Annotated in this window: 15 protein-coding genes; 10 read left to right on the top strand and 5 right to left on the bottom strand. The window is 56.9% G+C overall.

Annotated features, from left to right (window positions below; all coding sequences use genetic code 11):
- Positions 1 to 202: 202 nt before the first annotated feature.
- The 4 genes from LB558_RS07785 (at position 203) to LB558_RS07770 (ending at position 4,133) form a co-directional block, all read left to right on the top strand.
- On the top strand, positions 203 to 1,480 hold the full coding sequence (locus LB558_RS07785) for an amidohydrolase/deacetylase family metallohydrolase (RefSeq protein ID WP_224697004.1): 1,278 nt from the start codon (positions 203 to 205) through the stop codon (positions 1,478 to 1,480).
- 2 nt (positions 1,481 to 1,482) lie between these two features.
- Positions 1,483 to 2,364, top strand: a complete 882-nt coding sequence (locus LB558_RS07780) for an alpha/beta fold hydrolase (protein WP_224697003.1) — start codon at positions 1,483 to 1,485, stop codon at positions 2,362 to 2,364.
- A gap of 467 nt (positions 2,365 to 2,831) precedes the next feature.
- Positions 2,832 to 3,500, top strand: a complete 669-nt coding sequence (locus LB558_RS07775; protein WP_224697002.1) for a cupin domain-containing protein — start codon at positions 2,832 to 2,834, stop codon at positions 3,498 to 3,500.
- A 30-nt stretch (positions 3,501 to 3,530) separates the two neighbouring features.
- On the top strand, positions 3,531 to 4,133 hold the full coding sequence (locus tag LB558_RS07770; protein WP_224697001.1) for a TetR/AcrR family transcriptional regulator: 603 nt from the start codon (positions 3,531 to 3,533) through the stop codon (positions 4,131 to 4,133).
- 8 nt (positions 4,134 to 4,141) lie between these two features.
- On the opposite strand, the gene LB558_RS07765 is transcribed toward LB558_RS07770, so the two are convergent.
- Genes LB558_RS07765 through LB558_RS07750 form a run of 4 tightly spaced genes read right to left on the bottom strand, consistent with a single transcriptional unit; the run spans position 4,142 to position 9,396 of the window.
- Positions 4,142 to 4,930: a helix-turn-helix transcriptional regulator gene (locus tag LB558_RS07765; RefSeq protein ID WP_224697000.1), complete on the bottom strand. Its 789-nt coding sequence runs from the start codon at positions 4,928 to 4,930 to the stop codon at positions 4,142 to 4,144.
- 49 nt (positions 4,931 to 4,979) lie between these two features.
- Entirely contained in the window at positions 4,980 to 6,191 is a 1,212-nt protein-coding gene (locus LB558_RS07760) for a xanthine dehydrogenase family Fe-S subunit (RefSeq protein WP_224696999.1), read from the bottom strand.
- Positions 6,188 to 7,006, bottom strand: coding sequence for an FAD binding domain-containing protein (locus tag LB558_RS07755; protein ID WP_224696998.1), 819 nt, complete (start codon positions 7,004 to 7,006; stop codon positions 6,188 to 6,190). The genes LB558_RS07760 and LB558_RS07755 overlap by 4 nt, the downstream gene beginning before the upstream one ends.
- Positions 7,003 to 9,396, bottom strand: coding sequence for a xanthine dehydrogenase family protein molybdopterin-binding subunit (locus LB558_RS07750; RefSeq protein WP_224696997.1), 2,394 nt, complete (start codon positions 9,394 to 9,396; stop codon positions 7,003 to 7,005). The genes LB558_RS07755 and LB558_RS07750 overlap by 4 nt, the downstream gene beginning before the upstream one ends.
- Positions 9,397 to 9,607: 211 nt before the next feature.
- On the opposite strand from LB558_RS07750, the gene LB558_RS07745 reads away from it, so the two are divergent.
- The 6 genes from LB558_RS07745 to LB558_RS33175 are packed head-to-tail and all read left to right on the top strand — an operon-like array spanning position 9,608 to position 14,562.
- Positions 9,608 to 10,759, top strand: coding sequence for an ABC transporter substrate-binding protein (locus tag LB558_RS07745; protein WP_224696996.1), 1,152 nt, complete (start codon positions 9,608 to 9,610; stop codon positions 10,757 to 10,759).
- A gap of 14 nt (positions 10,760 to 10,773) precedes the next feature.
- Positions 10,774 to 11,646, top strand: a complete 873-nt coding sequence (locus tag LB558_RS07740; RefSeq protein WP_224697209.1) for a branched-chain amino acid ABC transporter permease — start codon at positions 10,774 to 10,776, stop codon at positions 11,644 to 11,646.
- A 2-nt stretch (positions 11,647 to 11,648) separates the two neighbouring features.
- The gene (locus tag LB558_RS07735) at positions 11,649 to 12,674 is read left to right on the top strand and encodes a branched-chain amino acid ABC transporter permease (protein ID WP_224696995.1); all 1,026 of its coding nucleotides are present in this window, start codon (positions 11,649 to 11,651) and stop codon (positions 12,672 to 12,674) included.
- Positions 12,671 to 13,465, top strand: a complete 795-nt coding sequence (locus LB558_RS07730; RefSeq protein WP_224696994.1) for an ABC transporter ATP-binding protein — start codon at positions 12,671 to 12,673, stop codon at positions 13,463 to 13,465. The genes LB558_RS07735 and LB558_RS07730 overlap by 4 nt, the downstream gene beginning before the upstream one ends.
- The gene (locus LB558_RS07725) at positions 13,452 to 14,156 is read left to right on the top strand and encodes an ABC transporter ATP-binding protein (protein ID WP_224696993.1); all 705 of its coding nucleotides are present in this window, start codon (positions 13,452 to 13,454) and stop codon (positions 14,154 to 14,156) included. Before LB558_RS07730 ends, LB558_RS07725 begins: the two co-directional genes overlap by 14 nt.
- Positions 14,146 to 14,562 (top strand): Rieske 2Fe-2S domain-containing protein, encoded by a 417-nt coding sequence (locus LB558_RS33175; protein ID WP_224696992.1) that lies wholly within the window; start codon positions 14,146 to 14,148, stop codon positions 14,560 to 14,562. The genes LB558_RS07725 and LB558_RS33175 overlap by 11 nt, the downstream gene beginning before the upstream one ends.
- A 203-nt stretch (positions 14,563 to 14,765) precedes the next feature.
- Here LB558_RS33175 and LB558_RS07715 read toward each other — a convergent pair whose 3' ends face one another.
- Entirely contained in the window at positions 14,766 to 15,788 is a 1,023-nt protein-coding gene (locus LB558_RS07715) for an ABC transporter permease (RefSeq protein WP_224696991.1), read from the bottom strand.
- Positions 15,789 to 15,797: the final 9 nt, after the last annotated feature.

The raw sequence follows: 15,797 nt of genomic DNA, 5'->3' as shown, positions 1-15,797 counted from the left end.
GCGAGTTGAGACTGCTTATTGAGGGAACTGTTCCTCACCCCGCCCAAGCTGGTTCTGGTGGGCATCCCGCTTGCCTAGCCAGCAACGAACTCAGCCCCTGAGCTCGGAAGCCAGCTGATTCAGTACCGCCCTTCTTGCTTGACACGGTGTCCTAGCCGCGAGTAAAAAACTTTTTACCTAAGCTGTTCGAAAGGCATGAACCATGGATCAGCATCAGCTCTACGATAAGGTCTTGGCGGGCGGCCGGGTCATCTGCCCCTCTTCAGGTCTCGATGGGGTAATGGACGTCGCCATCTCCAACGGGAAGATTGCGGCGGTCGAGGGCCGCATACCGCCATCGGCTGCCAAAGAGGTAATCGATGTTCGCGACCGCCTAGTTCTGCCTGGATTGATCGATACCCATGCCCACATCTACCAGTACGTCACCGGTCGCTTTGGGGTGCCGGCTGACCTGGTGGGAGTTCAGTCAGGGGTGACAACCCTGGTAGACCAAGGTGGGCCTTCCTGCATGACCCTTCCTGGGTTCCGCCACTTCATAGCCGAGCAATCGAAGACACGTACTTTGGCTTACCTGTCTGCATATCTGGTGGGGGGGCTGGAGGGGCATTTCTACCCTGATCTGTATAGTCCGGAAGGGGTTAATGTTGCTGCGACAGTTAAGGCGGCGACAGAGAACAGAGATCTCGTGCGCGGCATCAAGGCCCACGCAGAGATCGGTGGCTTTGCGCGGTGGGGCATTCGCGTGATCGAGCTTGCGGCCCAGATCGGTCGCGAAGCCGACCTGCCGGTCTACGTCCACTTTGGCCAAATGTGGGGCCTTCCTGCGTCAGGAGCCAATGGAGAGGACGTCGACACCATTCTAGAGCGCGTCATACCCATTCTACGAGAAGGCGATGTGCTGGCGCACCCTTTCACGCGTCACCCCGGCGGTTTTGTCAACCTGGAGGGTGAGGTTCATCCGATCATTGACGCAGCTCTTTCGAAGGGTCTTCGAGTTGACGTGGGCCACGGGAGCCATTTCTCATATCGCAATGCGCGAAAGGCATTGGACGCCGGTATTATTCCAACCACCCTCGGAGCCGACATCCACGGATACAACATCGATATCCCAGCTCCAGCCGGGACCCCCGGCGAGCATATCGATGACGAAAATCACCCATGGAAATCACAGCCGAGATTCAGCCTCGTGCAGGCCATGAGCTCGATGATGGCACTAGGACTGTCTCTCGACCAGGTGGTGCCGATGGTCACATCGAACGCCGCCGCCCTGCTGCGTCTTGAGGGTGAAATTGGCGCGCTACGTCCTGGTATGGTCGCCGATGTCAGCGTCATTCGTGAAAACCGCGGTCGTTTTCTGTTGAGCGACAATGAAGGCAATGAGGTCACCACGGAAAGTTTGCTACAGCCAGATTTTTGCCTGAGGGCCGGCGAAAGGTTCGCTGCTCGGGCATCGATCTTGCCGGCTGCAGTGGCGGCCTAGGCTTGGCTGAGCTCAAGATTGCTGCCAGCCCGTCGGTGAACGAGAGAGAGGAAGGAATGACCAGCAAGTTCTTTCAGCCGCAGGCCGGCTGTCTGGTTACGGTGCCTCCCGATGACGTCGAGATGCACGTCGTGTCGAGGGGAGCGGGGCGGCCGATCGTCTTCATTCACGGGGTCGGGTGGAACCATGCGCTATGGGCTCAGCAGCTTTCCACGTTTCAGGACCAGTACACGGTCGTCGCTGGCGACAGCCGCGGCCATGGCCTGTCAAGCAAGCCCGCTGGCCCCTACACCATGGCTCAAATGACTGCCGACTGGTCGGCGCTACTGTCTTCTCTCGGCATTGACAAATGCGCGCTGGTCGGTCTTTCCCAAGGCGGAATGATCGCTATGTCGCTCGCATCTCAAGAGCCAGAGAGGTTTTCCGCTCTGGTTCTGTTCTCTACAGCCTGCCGTTACAGTGATGAAGCGCGTACCGGGATGCAAAGTCGCGCCTTGGTCGCGCAGTCCATGGGTCCCAAGGCCGCGGCCGAGGCCACGGCGAATTCCATCTTTTCAGCTCAATTTCTCAGCGAAAACCAGGCATTCGTCGAAGAATTCATTGATCAGCGTGTAGCGGCCGATGCGAAAGGCATCGCCGCAGCCATAGCGGCTTTGGATGGCTTCGATTTTAGTGAACGAATTGGCCGAATTAAATGTCCGACCTTAATCGTTCATGGAGCCGCCGATCGTGTTGCGGCTCCTTCAAACGCTACCGACATAGCGCAGCGCATCCCCGGCTCGGAACTCGTCTGGATGGATGGCGGCCATATCCTGCCGGTGGAATGTCCGCAAGCAGTGCAATCGACCCTCGAGACTTTTTTCGGCACGCACTACGCGCCATAGGGCCAAGTTATAGGGGGTTTTTCTATCCTGATTGTCTCCGGTTTAAGATGGTGGCGGCACCCCCCTCTAGACCGTTTCCCAACCGTTGCAAATCGCGAGGTAGAGCCCAGATTCAGTGTCTGCCTGCCTGACTTACAATGGCTCCAAGCGGCCTTTGTCAGGCAGACCGTCGACCAACCGCGGACCCACTCGGCGATTGCCCCAACGGCCGATTCCGTTCACAAGAACGCCACAGTAGGCGCAGCCACCCAACGGCTATCAAACTCGTTCACAATGGTGCGTGGTATGCTATAGACTGCAAACCATGCGCAATCGGTGGACGGGCGTAGAAGCATGATGAAGACTGTCGTTAACCCGGTGGGCAAATTGCGCATACCTTAAATTGGCGGAGCTGTCCGAAGACTGGAAGGCAGAATTTAGCTACTATGTCTCCCTAATACTTATGTGACTGGGCGCGACGCCTTCACATGGTCGATCTTTGCGAAGTAAGAAGTAATCGAGGAATTATGAGGAAGCCTAAGTCCGGCGGTGAAGCCGATTCTGTGAAGGATCGAGCAGTAGAACCAAATCTGAATGTCGGATTGACCATCCGTCACGCGCGCTTGGTCAAAGGCCTTCAGTTGCAAGAGCTCTCGGCAAAGGCTGGCTATTCCGCAAGCCTTCTTTCGAAGATTGAGAATGGGAAAACAGCGCCATCTCTTGTCACGCTCCAGCGTGTAGCTAAAGCACTCGACCTCACGCTTATCGAGCTTCTGAGCCAAACTGTGGCCGATGGCGGGATCGTCAGCAAAGCAGGAACTCGACCCTCCGTGGGTGTCGCGGCTGGCGCCGATTCAAACAGAGCAACGATACGGTCGGAGGTGATCATACCGCTCGGACGGAGTGCGCTTCTCCAAGCCTTCATTGTCCGGGTGGACGCTGGTGCAAGCGTTGCTGGCAAGCGTCAGCATGATGGAGAGGAGGTTGGGTACGTTCTGTCAGGCGAGCTGCTTTTGACAGTATCCGAAACCTCGTATCATCTTTCAGCGGGCGATAGCTTCTTTTTTTCTTCAAGATTGCTACACGAGTTCAAAAATCCTGGCAAGGACATCGCCGAGGTAGTTTGGGTCAATACACCGGCATCGGTCATTAGCTGATTTGACTTAATTTGGTTCTTTGTAAACTCAATGAATTCCACCAAGGAAAAAATACTTTCCGTTGCCATCGACGAATTTTCGGCAAGGGGATTTCGTGGTGCCCGCGTGCAACATATAGCTACTGCGGCACACGCAAACTTACGAATGATCTATCATTATTTTGGAAATAAGGAAGGTTTGTATATCTCTTGCCTGGAAGACATTTATGCCTCCGTCAGGAGGGCCGAGCTCGCGGTGGATTTTGGAACTCTGAAGCCTCAAGATGCCCTTCGCAAACTGATCGACGACACGTTTGATTTCTTTATCTCTCACCCTCAGTTTGCCGGGATCGTTGCGAGCGAAAATAGTGAAAAAGGAAAATACATCAGCCGGTCAGGAGAGATCCCCAAAATGGCCGCGACTATGATTCAGAACATAGGCTCCCTTCTGGACCGCGGTGCCAAACTCGGAGCTTTCAGGAGCGGGATCGACCCCGTTCAGCTGTTTATTACATTGCATGGGCTTTGCTCTGTGCACATCTCAAGCCGCTATACCCTCTCCAAAATGCTCGACATTGAACTCGGGAATGACGAGTGGATAACGCAACGGAAGCGGCATGTTCGCGATGTCATCGTGAGTTACCTCAAGGCGTGAAGCGCCGCTCAAATCCTGGCTAGGCTAAGCCATAGCTGGTTTGAATTTCCGATTGCGAGCCGTTCATAGGCTCTTCTGCGATAGGTCAGTACAGTTGGGCGTCCGATGCCCAACGCCAGTCCTATTCCCTCTGCCGTCATTCCAATCATCGTCCTGGCGCATACCGCACGTTCGCGAGTAGATAACGTCGGAAAGGCTCTCTCCAGTCTGCCCTCGAGCTGCTCGACGATTTGCATACCTTTTGCGCTTTCGGACCGGGAAGATCCGCAATGGGCGTCGATCAGCGGCAGAATAAGTGCACTCAAAGCTGACAACCGGGAGTTCAGTTGGGTCTCGGCAGCGTTTTCACTGGAGGAGACAAAAAATTTCGTGACCACTCGGTAGCTATCGGACAGCATCGAGAAGGTCAGCTCGCCACCCCCGTCGTGCCCGGCAAATGCGATTTGCCGAAAGGGACACTTTGCCTCGTAGCGGGTTTGGTGGTTAACAAATGATACGCGGCCGGGATTGGGAGCGTCTTTCAGACTTGGGTCATACTGGTGGAACCGTCGCAGATAGGCAGCGCCTCGCACCAGCGCGCCAGCCTGTTTTTCAGACAGCAGAAGCGGTGAAGGTGTACCATCCACACCCAACGAAAACACCATAAAGTCTCGCTGACCTGAGTGGGAATTCAAGGTGTCTCTAAGCAAAGGAATAAAGTCGCTGCTGCCCACGGTCAAAAGCAGTGCCCGGTACTGTTCGTACAGGTTTGCCTCCATGTATGAGACAGTCGTATTTGGCACGTTCGGTATGTCCATTGCGCATGCCCTGCGATTCAGGAACTCGCTTTTCCAGTGTAAGCTGCTTTCACCGCCGGCTGATCCATCTGCTCGCCGCCCCCCCCATCCATTGCCACATCGCCTTCAATGCAATCGCTCCCATGTTGAGCGAGGAAGAGGTGACCTTTACTTGCTCGTCGCCGTCTGGGCTCAACAATTTTTGCTGAACATTTTTTGCAAAACGTTCCGCTATCGTTTTGGCGATTTGCTGAACCAAACCGCCCCTGCTGAATTGCGCTAAGGGTCCGGTTATGAAAGCCGAGATCTCAAAGACGATGGCGGTCCGGCGCCCGCTATCTTCATCGACCAGTCTGTAGCGGACTTCGCCTGCAGTCGTCGAGTTATTGCCCCGGTCTTTCCCCTGGCCCTGGATTGTTCCGCTGAAAGACATGGGATCACGTGTGATTTCAGCGACGCCGTGGAATTCCGCTGTAATCGGCCCCGCCTGGACCCGCATCAGTCCCTTGACCCGGTCGTCGGTAGGCTCTTCGGTCAGCGAGGCGCCGGGCATGCATTTGACGACCTCGTCCAATCGGGCGAAAAACCGCCAGACAATTTCGCGCGGGACCGAAACTTTGACGGAATGCTGGACCTGGAACGTGGGTTTTCCGGGGCGTACGGGGACAGAAGAAAACGTGACATCGGGCTCCGCGGAGCTGGTCCCGTTGGCCGAAGCTTTCGTGCCGGCGCGGCCTGGTTGCGATGAAGCCGCTACGCCGCGGGAACCGGCCGGCCCGAGCAAGGTGCCCCGAAGGTCGGCTCTGGGCTCGGTCTTCATCTCCAATATCACCGCCATGATCGCCCGAACTATCCCGTTGTAACCGGTGCAGCGGCACAGATTGCCGCTCAGCTCAATCCGGATGCGCTTTTCATCTGCTTCTGGCAGGCGCACTACAATGTCGCGTGCGGTTGTTAGCATTCCTGGGGTACAGAATCCGCATTGCAGCGCATGTTCCCTTGAAAAGGCACGTCTCAGTCGGCCCGCGATTTCGTCATTATCGAGCCCCTCGATTGTGCGAATGCGGGATCCGTCGCAGGCAACCGCATACGTGATGCACGATCTGACTGGCACCCCGTCAACTTCCAAAGTGCATGCACCGCAAACACCGTGCTCGCAGCCAAGGTGAGTTCCTGTCAGGCCAAGCTGCTCGCGTAAGAAGTCGGCCAACTGCATTCGCGGTTCGACGCCAGCATCAACGGATCGCCCGTTCACGGTGAGCTGTATCTGTCGGGATATCATGATCGGGCCACCGCGCGTTCTAAAGCGAGCACATGGAGCTGTAGGTCATAGGGCTCGCTGACGCCATGCGCGGCCAGCAGGTCGACCACAGCGGTTTTCTTGACGGACCAGCCGTTTCGATCGTCAATCAGACTGTTGGCGTCGGCAACGTAGATCGGCGGCGCCTTTGAACCACCGATTACGGCGCGAAATACCTGCCTGTCTTCATCTCTCAAGACACCCGCGACGGCGTGCGCGAACTCACCTGGCTTGCGGCAGAACTTGTAGTAGCCCCAACGCGCGGAACGGGAAAGGCTGGGAATTTCGACCGTCTCAAGGAGATCCCCGGTCAGGAGCTTCGTCCCAAACGGCCCGGTGGTGAACTCTTCGATCGGAATTGTTTGTCTAGCGTCGCTCGATGCAACATGCACCGTAGTGCCCAGCAGTCCTAACGCTGACAACCAATCGGCAGCCGGGTCCGCGTGACAAAGGCTGCCGCCGATGGTGCCCCTGTTACGCACGGCCCGATAGGCTATCCTCGACGCGACAAAACGAAGAAGGCCGTTGGTCGTATCGGGCACTCGCCCGTCCTCGATATCGGCGTGCGTGATACAGGCACCCAAGGTAAGCGCCCCAGGCGTTTGCGAGACCTGGCGCAGTTCCGGGATAGCAGTTATGTCGACAAGGCGGTCCGGTCTCGTCAGCCGCATGTTGAGCATCGGTCCAAGGGACTGACTGCCAGCGACAATCTTTACCGTTCGGTCTGCCTCGCTCGCCAGCAGAGACGCTTTCTTGAGGGTATCGGGTCGTTCGTATTCGAATGGGGCGGGTTTCACTGCAGATCCTGTCGACCGGCGATGTCGCGGTGACCCCCTTGGGCAGCGTGGATCGCCTCCACGATGCGTCGCGGTGTGACTGGAATGGAATGGACCTCGGCGCCGTAGACACTAATAGCGTCGTTAATGGCATTTAGGATGGCGGCCGGGGGTCCAATGGCGCCGCTCTCCCCAATCCCTTTCATCCCGAATTCGGAGTAGGGCGAGGGCGTCTCCATGTGGAAGATGCGGACATCAAGCATTTCTGTCGCGCCAGGGAGTAGGTAATCTGCAAGTGTCGACCCAAGTGGTTGGCCGGTGCTGTCGAAAAGCATTTCCTCAAACAGGGCAGTTCCGATCCCTTGGGCGACGCCACCGATAATCTGGCCGTCTACGATCATCGGATTGACCAGAACGCCGCCGTCTTCCACGACGACATAATCCAACAGCTCAACGTCGCCTGATATGGGATCGACGGCTACAGCGACGGCATGGGACGCATAGCTGAAAGTTCCGCTGTCGCGTTCGGTCTTGTAGCCGGCAGTGACCTCGAGGCCTCCCCGATCAACATCGCTGGGAAGATCGTAAGGCCGCTTGTACCAACATTCTGCGATCTCCCGCAAACTTATGCTGGCGGCATTTGCCCGCACCTCGCCCGCCACAAAATCCGCATCGGTCTGAGGTACCTGCAGCAAATGAGAGCCGATCTTCACTGCCCGATCGCGCAATTGCCGACAGGCTGCCGCCACGGCGCCACCAGCCATGACCATGCTTCTGGATGCGTAGGTGCCGACGGAATATGGCGAGGTTGATGTATCGCCGTGCAGCACAACTATCCTGGAGTGGTGGATTCCAAGTATCTCGTGAGCGACTTGAGAAAGCGTGGTCTCAAGTCCCTGACCATGGCTCTGGATCCCTACACGTACCTCCAGCCCCCCATCGGGCAGCAGCCGGACAGTCGCCTGCTCGTATCCCGGCAGGACAGGGACGCCCCAACCAGCATAGACGGACATGCCGTGAGCACCCTGTTCATTGAATATGCAAAGGCCAACGCCGATATGACGTCCGTCAGCCTCACCTTTCTTCTGGCGCTCCCGCCATGAAGTCAGATTGATCGCCTCGACGGCGCGTCTGAGGCATTCCGGATAGTCGCCGCTATCGATGTGCTTCTTGACAATGTTGTCGAAGGGCATCTGGTCAGGACGAATCAAGTTATCAAGGCGGACCTCATAAGGTTCTCGCCCTACCGCCCGCGCCACCAAATCCATCATCGATTCAAGGGCAAAGCAAACGCCTGGCCGGGCAACGCCACGGTAAGGCAGCAGCGGTGGCTTGTTAGTGGCCACCGACCAGGTCTTGCAGCGGTAGCTCTGAAAATCGTAAGGACCGGGCAGTAGACTGGCAATCTGCCCGGCCTCGCCACTCGCGCCGAACGGATAGGCACCATAAGCGCCCGCGTTCACCACCGCCTCAGCGTCTATTGCCAGCAGCCTGCCTCGGGCGTCAGCATGAAGCGTTATGGAGTACCACTGTTCTCGACAGTTGGCGTTGCCGGTAAGGTGCTCGCGTCTGTCTTCAATCCAGCGTATGGGGACTTCCAAAGTGAGGGCAGCCCAGGCGACGCAAAGCTCTTCGGGCGAGAGCACACCCTTATAGCCAAAGCCGCCACCGACATCCGGCGCAATGACGCGCACCCGCTCTTGATCCAGCGCCAGAAATTCACTCAGCCCAGTCCGCACGACATGGGGCATCTGGGTGGAAGTGGTGAAGACCAGTTGATCCAGGCGTGTATCTTTATAAGCGAGGGCACCCTTGCCTTCCAACGGAGACATACATTGGCGGGCCGTGCGGAATTCTCGTCTCACGCTGATCGTCGCCCCTACGCTCTCAGGCGGCGGGCCGGCCTCGGTGACGCTCTCAAGGTATATATTGTCGGTCCACGTCTCGTGAACCCGCGGTTCGGGGCAGTCTCTCGCCTGCAGGGAGTCGACAATCGCCGCCAACTCCTCATATTGAACATCCACCCTAGAGGCCATGTCCTCGGCCTCAGCACGCGAACTCGCCAGGCAAAGAGCAACCGGCTCACCCACATAGCGGACCTTTTCCGTGGCCAGTGCGGTCTGGGCCGAACTGCGAAATCCCGACAATAACGAACGAGCACTGATAGGCTTGACCCCTTTGAGGTCGGCAGCCGTGAAGACGTCGTCTTTCAGATCGTCAGGAATCGAAATGGACACAATTCGCGCGTGAGCCAAAGGACTGCGGACGAACATCGCCTCCTTCATATGCGGTCGGCGCAGGTCGCCTATGAACTGGCCTCGTCCACGCAGAAATCGGTCGTCCTCCTTGCGCTCAAGTTTTGCGCCGATGCCGCCCGGCGTAAGATTGCTCGTGCTTGCAGCCACGTCCATGCGAAATCCCTACTTATCCCGCTAAGCTTTGAGTCGCTTCTGCCTTCATCGATCGCTCATGTCAATTGATTTCCTGATCGGACATCAATTTCAAGAACGAACACCCACTGGATGGATACGAAATAGCTTGACAAACCCATCCGAGTTTGAATGCTTTGTGACAAGGGACCGCACAGCAGAACGGCGGCGTCCCGACAAAGGGGAGATTGTCATGAGAATTGGAACAACAGCCGCAGCCGCTTTGGCGGCGGTGAGCCTTTTAGCCACATCAGCTTCTGGCCAAGAAACGATCAAGATAGGCGTCAATGAGCCGGTAACGGGTATATTCGCGTCAGCGGGCCAATATATCGTCAATGGGGCCAAGATTGCCGCGGACGAAATCAACGGCAAAGGCGGGGTACTGGGTAAGCAGATTGAACTGGTAATTGAAGACAACAAAAGTACGCCAACAGACGCGGCTGATGCGGCTGAAAAGCTGATGGTGCGCGACAAGGTCCCCGTCATGATGGGAGCCTACACCTCGACCCAGACGTTGGCGGTGCTGCCCAAGTTGATGGAGTACAGCGTCCCCTTGCTCGTCGAGACCGCCTCGTCCAGCAAGGTTACGACACAGGGGAATCCCTGGGTGTTCCGGATCTCGCCGACATTGGCCGTGGAAGCCGAAGGGTTCACCAAAGAGGCTGTTAAGCGCAAGATAAAGAAAGTGAATTTCCTTCTCACGACGAACGATTTCGGTATCGACGGAGCCAAGCAGTTCCGTGAGCAGCTCAGCCGGGCAGGCATCGAGATCGGCGCCGAGGAACGCATGGATGCCGCTGCCCAAGACCTCAGCGCCCAGTTGAGCACTATCAAGGCCAGTGACGCCGACGCATTGGTCGTGTTTAGCTATGCAGAACAGATCGCCTTGGTGCTGAGGCAGGCCTATACGATCGGCCTGAAGCAGACGATTATTGCTCCGGGAGGTTCAACTCAGCCCGATTTGTTGATCGAATTGGCCGGCTCGGCTGCCGAAGGCAGCTACTATGACGCTTTCCTCAATCCTTGGACCCCGGACGCAACTCAAAATCCAGACGTTATCAAGGCATTGATCACGGAGTGGAAGAAGCGGGATCTCAAATTCGCCGGACTGGGGGAGGGCTTTCGTGGCTATGACGGTATCCAGGCGATAGCAGAAGCAATCAGGCTGGCCGGCAAAGCCGAGCCGGAGGCGATCAGGGACGCTTTTTGGAAAATAAAGGCCCACGGAGCAGGCAGCGATATACAATTTGTGAAGGATGGACCTGCCGGCAGCGAAAGCGGGCAGAATCATCCGCAGGTGTATTTCGTCCAGATCAAGGACGGCAAAGTAATCTCTGCTGATTGAAGATCAAGGCAGCCATGGACTCCGTTGTACAGCACATTTCGAATGCCCTCATCCTGGGCGGAATATATGCTTTGGTGGGCATCGGACTGACCATCATTGTCGGTATAATGAGGATCATCAACTTTACCCACGGTGAGCTCTACACCCTGGGTGCTTACACTGCCTTTGCATTTGTGTCCCTGATTGGAGGCAATTTCTTCGTCGCGCTCGTCTTGGCAATGCTGATTGGAGCTGTTGTCGGCGCCGCTATTGAGTTCGTGCTGGTCCGTCCGATGCGCGATGCCGACATAGATTCTACCATGCTGGTCTTGATCGGCGCCTGGATTGTTATGCAAAACAGCGAGAATTGGGCGTGGGGAGGCTATGCGCGGTCTATCCCCAACCCGTTCCCGATCAAGCCTATCGTGATAGGCCCTGTTGCGCTCGACCCGCTGCGGGTCTTCGTCTTTGTCATGGCGGTATGCTTTATCTTTGCAGCGCATTTTCTCATCCATCACACGCGCTTGGGGAAGTCCATGCGCGCCACCTTCGCTGACAGGGACGCTGCTGCACTGATGGGGATCAACATCAATGGGATTTACACGGTTACATTCGCCTTTGGGGCTGCGCTGGCATCGGTCGCTGGCGCGCTGCTTGGGCCTGTATTCGTGGTGACTCCCACAATGGGCAATCTTCTTACTCTAAAGGCGTTCGCAATCATCATCCTGGGCGGGCTCGGTAATTTTAAGGGCGCGGCATTTGGCGGTTTCCTCCTTGCATTCGTCGAGGAATTCGGTGCGAGCTACATTTCTTCCGGCTACCGCGACGTCATGGCTTTCGCGGTGATCATTCTCGTGCTGGCGCTGCGCCCGACCGGGCTGTTCACAACCGCTGATCGGATCGGCTGAGCATGTTGATAAAACTCATCTGCATCGCAGGGTTCGCTGCCTTGCCGTTCGTCGTTGGCGATCAATACGTCCTTCACATCCTGATCATCACCGGCATTTTCACAATAGCAGCCATTAGCTTGAATCTTATGCTTGGCTATCTTGGTCAGGCCAGCCTGGGTCACATGGGTTTTTTCGGCATTGGCGCATATGTCAGCGCATTGTGCTCCCTTGGTTTCGAGATGCGCTTCACCAGCAATCTTGCTTGGACGGTCGGGCCGCAGCCAGTCTGGCTTTCTTTCGTCTACGCCATTCTTGTCACAGGCGTTCTGGGCTGGTGTATCGGAAAGCTTTCCTTTCGCGTTCGAGGAGCATATTTTGTCATAGTCACCATCAGTTTTGCCGAGGTGGCGCATATCGTTGCCGTGAACTGGATCTCGCTGACACAAGGGCCGATGGCCCTGACCGGCATTCCGCCTTTCTCCGTGAGCGCGATGGGTTGGCATTACGTTTTCTACAGCAAGCTCTCCAACTATTACTTGGTTCTCTGCGTCGCGGCGGTGGCGTTCTTTGTGATACGTCGTCTCGTTTTGTCGAGGATCGGCCGGGCGATGACGTCACTGCGTGATAACGAGACGCTCGCTCTGTCGGTGGGCGTGGACGTGACCAAGTACCTGGTACTAGGCGCCGTCGTATCGGCCGCGCTAGCTGGCGCGGCTGGAAGTCTCTATGCCCATTACATGCGTATCGTGGACCCAGAGGTGTTCCTGTTCATCTACACCGTTACCCTACTCATCATGATCATCACTGGCGGCAAAGGCACCTTGCTGGGCCCGGTGGTGGGCGGCATGATTTTCGGTCTCGTGCCGCCGCTGCTGCGGGAAGTCACGGGACCAGAGCTGCAGTGGATACTGTATGGCGCCTTCATGATTCTTGTCGTCATGTTTTTGCCCGAGGGGATCGTTCCGGCCGTTTCCCGCGTTGTTGGCGGTTGGCGAATAACGCCCTCTGGAAGCAAGATCATTGATGCCGGCGGAGAGAGAAGATGATCCCGAAAGAATGGGAGGAACTGCTCTCGGTTGAACATGTAGCGGTCCGCTTTGGCGGATTGACCGCAATCGCCGACATGACATTCAAAGTGCGCAAAGGCGAATTGGTCAGCTTGATTGGTCCCAATGGTGCCGGCAAGACGACCGCTTTCAACGTCGTGTCCGGTTACCTTGCGCCGGCCGCGGGTAGCGTCGCGTTTGCTGGCAGGTCGACAAGGGGGCTCAAGACGCACGAGATTGCGGCGCTAGGTCTCGTGCGAACCTTTCAACGGACAAGCCTGTTCACGGGGGCAAGTGCATTGGAGAGCGTGATGCGGGCCCTTCACAAACAGGGATCGAGCTCGACCTGGGCAGTGCTTCTGGGTCTGCCGAGCGTGAGGAGGGAAGAAAAGTGGCTGCGCGACAAGGCTCGTGAAATCCTCGCCTTTGTGGGGCTGGCCGACCGCCTTGATCACAAGTCAACATCTCTCCCCTATGGAGAGCAACGGTTGCTCGGCGTCGCCATGGCGTTGGCGACAGAACCGACACTGCTCCTGCTGGACGAACCTGTTTCTGGCATGAATCCCACTGAGACCCTGAGCTTCATGAGGATCCTGGATCGCATTCGTCAGCGAGGGATCACCGTGCTTCTGGTGGAGCATGACATGCGAATGGTGATGGAAGTGTCTGACAGGGTCCTCGTTCTTTATCAGGGGCACATCATCGCGAATGATGTTCCCTCGGTGATTCAGCGTAACCCTGAAGTCATCCGCGCCTATCTCGGCGATGGGAGGCACCGTGCTGGTCATTGAAGATTTTTCCTGCCGCTACGGGAAGGTCGCAGCCGTCAAGGGCATTTCACTCGAGGTGAAAAAGGGGGAACTTGTATCTCTAATAGGGGCTAATGGGGCCGGAAAGACTTCGACGTTGCGGGCCCTATCGGGCATCGCACCCATTTCGACGGGACGCATCATTCTGGATGGAGTGGACATTACTCGCGCCACGCCACGGCAGATTCTGATGAAGGGTATGGCGCACTGCCCCGAGGGTCGGCGGGTGTTCGCCCATCTCACCGTGAAAGAAAATCTGGAGCTGGGGGCCCACTTGCGGCGCGATAATGCCGCCATCTTGGACGATATGAAGCGGATGTTTCATCGGTTCCCCATCTTGCAGGAGCGGCGTCACCAGCCGGCAGGAACTCTGTCGGGTGGCGAGCAGCAGATGCTGGCCATCGCTCGCGCGCTGATGTCAAGACCTAGGATTATCCTCTTCGATGAGCCTTCCCTTGGGCTGGCCCCGACCATTATCGACACGGTGTTCGATTTGATTGCCGAAATTCGGAAGGAAGGGATAACGGTTCTGCTGGTCGAGCAGAATGCTTTCGCCGCCCTGGAAATGTGCGACCGTGCCTACCTTCTGGAAGCGGGCGAACTCAAACGGCAAGGGACCGGCCGGGAACTGATGGCGGACCCGGTCGTGCGGGAGGCCTATCTTGGAGGATAGGCGTAATGCGGAAATCCGGCCGGCAGCTGAAGAGCTGCCTGGCGGAGATGATGGACCTAATTGGGTCGCGGTCGCCGGGGTAGACGAAATCCCAGAGGGTGGAATTTGTCCGATCGAGCTTGAAGGCTTCGAACTTCTTCTCATCAGGAACCAGGGAACTGTCCTAGCGGTACAGCGTCTTTGCCCGCACGATTTTGCGGATCTGGTCAAAGGCGAGGTTCGCGACTGCAGGCTTTACTGCTCGCGGCATTCTGCTTCGTTCAGCCTGGTTGACGGATCGGTGGGCGGCGGCTGGCTGGTCAGGGACCTCAAAATCTACCACGCTCGCCAGGTCCATGAGCAGATTTGGATTGACGCAGCAGACGTACGCGCGAACCCTCCGACGCAGCGCCGACGGCGGGCGTAGAGCGTGCACGTCTCGGCGGATATCTGCCACCGATTCAATGTTCAAACGCCACGCTGTCGCCTGCTGGCGATCCGCAGCCATCGCTAGCCCGGTGAACGGTCGCAGGAGCCCTCAGACCCACGGACGGCTTGGCGTGCAACGGCGCATGCTGATCTTGCTCAGGATTTTTAGGGGAACAGACGCAAGAACCTCCTCGCACACTGTCACACCCGACTGAGGCGGCCGTGCAACCAGGTACTGAAGGCGCTGCCGACGATAACGATCGCGCCCATGACGATAGCTTGATCATAGAAGCTGAAACCCAGCATATCCAAGCCCTTGTCAAGAAAGATGATGAGAGCCGCACCGACAAGCGTTTTCGCGACGCTTCCATCACCACCCAGAATGCTGGTGCCGCCTAGGACCACCGCTGCGCATGCCATCAGCAACAGGTTGTCACCAACAACCGGGCCCCCAGAGCCAAGGCGCAAAACGACAATGACGCCGGCAAGCCCGGCCAGACCACCACATGTTACGTAGGCCATGCAACGCACTCTCTTGACGGGAAGTCCATTAAACGTTGCGGCGCGCTCGCTTGTCCCGACCAGGTACAGTTGTCGGCCGAAGCTGGTAAAGCTCAGCGCAAATTGGGCAGCGGCGAAGACCACCAGAGCGATCCCGAGCAGGCTAGGCACGCCGAGGAACGTCTGTCTGCCGAGACTCATCACGCCAATCGGCAGACCTCCTACGGAGTATCCCCCCGTACACAAAAGCGCGACCGCTCTGATGGTTAGGAGCATTGCGAGCGTATAGACAAACGCAGGAAAGCGCGCATACGAAATCGCAATTCCGTTGATCAGTCCGATACACAAACCGGTGCCGATCCCTGCCGCGACGCCGAGCGCTATAAAGCCGCTATGGGCCATTACCATTGCGCAGAAAACGGATGAAAGGCTGATCGTTGATCCGACCGAAAGATCGATTCCGCCGATAAGAAATACAAAGGACAATCCGATCGCCGCAATCAAAAGGGGTGCGAACAGCCTGCCAATGTTCAAAAAATTAGAGTAAGTAGCGAAGTTGTCCGCAAGAAGCAAAAACCCCACTAGAACAATAGCCAGAACCAGGATCATAGGGGACGCGAGCAGTATCCTCGATATTGCGTTAATTCCGTAACGCTGAATTTCTCTTGAGCATCGCATGACGATGCGGTCGGCCGCTCTCATATCTTCATGATTTGCAGACATACATTACTC

Source organism: Mesorhizobium sp. CO1-1-8 (genome assembly GCF_020164875.1).
GTDB lineage: Bacteria > Pseudomonadota > Alphaproteobacteria > Rhizobiales > Rhizobiaceae > Mesorhizobium.
This window is presented reverse-complemented; position numbering and strand designations above follow the sequence as displayed.

Excerpts from the sequence above, each read along its gene's own strand:
- LB558_RS07785 (WP_224697004.1), top strand. The coding sequence starts at position 203 with ATGGATCAGCATCAGCTCTACGATAAGGTCTTGGCGGGCGGCCGGGTC.
- LB558_RS07775 (WP_224697002.1), top strand. The coding sequence starts at position 2,832 with ATGGTCGATCTTTGCGAAGTAAGAAGTAATCGAGGAATTATGAGGAAG.
- LB558_RS07770 (WP_224697001.1), top strand. The coding sequence starts at position 3,531 with ATGAATTCCACCAAGGAAAAAATACTTTCCGTTGCCATCGACGAATTT.
- LB558_RS07765 (WP_224697000.1), bottom strand. The coding sequence starts at position 4,930 with ATGGACATACCGAACGTGCCAAATACGACTGTCTCATACATGGAGGCA.
- LB558_RS07760 (WP_224696999.1), bottom strand. The coding sequence starts at position 6,191 with ATGATATCCCGACAGATACAGCTCACCGTGAACGGGCGATCCGTTGAT.
- LB558_RS07750 (WP_224696997.1), bottom strand. The coding sequence starts at position 9,396 with ATGGACGTGGCTGCAAGCACGAGCAATCTTACGCCGGGCGGCATCGGC.
- LB558_RS07745 (WP_224696996.1), top strand. The coding sequence starts at position 9,608 with ATGAGAATTGGAACAACAGCCGCAGCCGCTTTGGCGGCGGTGAGCCTT.
- LB558_RS07740 (WP_224697209.1), top strand. The coding sequence starts at position 10,774 with ATGGACTCCGTTGTACAGCACATTTCGAATGCCCTCATCCTGGGCGGA.
- LB558_RS07735 (WP_224696995.1), top strand. The coding sequence starts at position 11,649 with ATGTTGATAAAACTCATCTGCATCGCAGGGTTCGCTGCCTTGCCGTTC.
- LB558_RS07730 (WP_224696994.1), top strand. The coding sequence starts at position 12,671 with ATGATCCCGAAAGAATGGGAGGAACTGCTCTCGGTTGAACATGTAGCG.
- LB558_RS07715 (WP_224696991.1), bottom strand. The coding sequence starts at position 15,788 with ATGTCTGCAAATCATGAAGATATGAGAGCGGCCGACCGCATCGTCATG.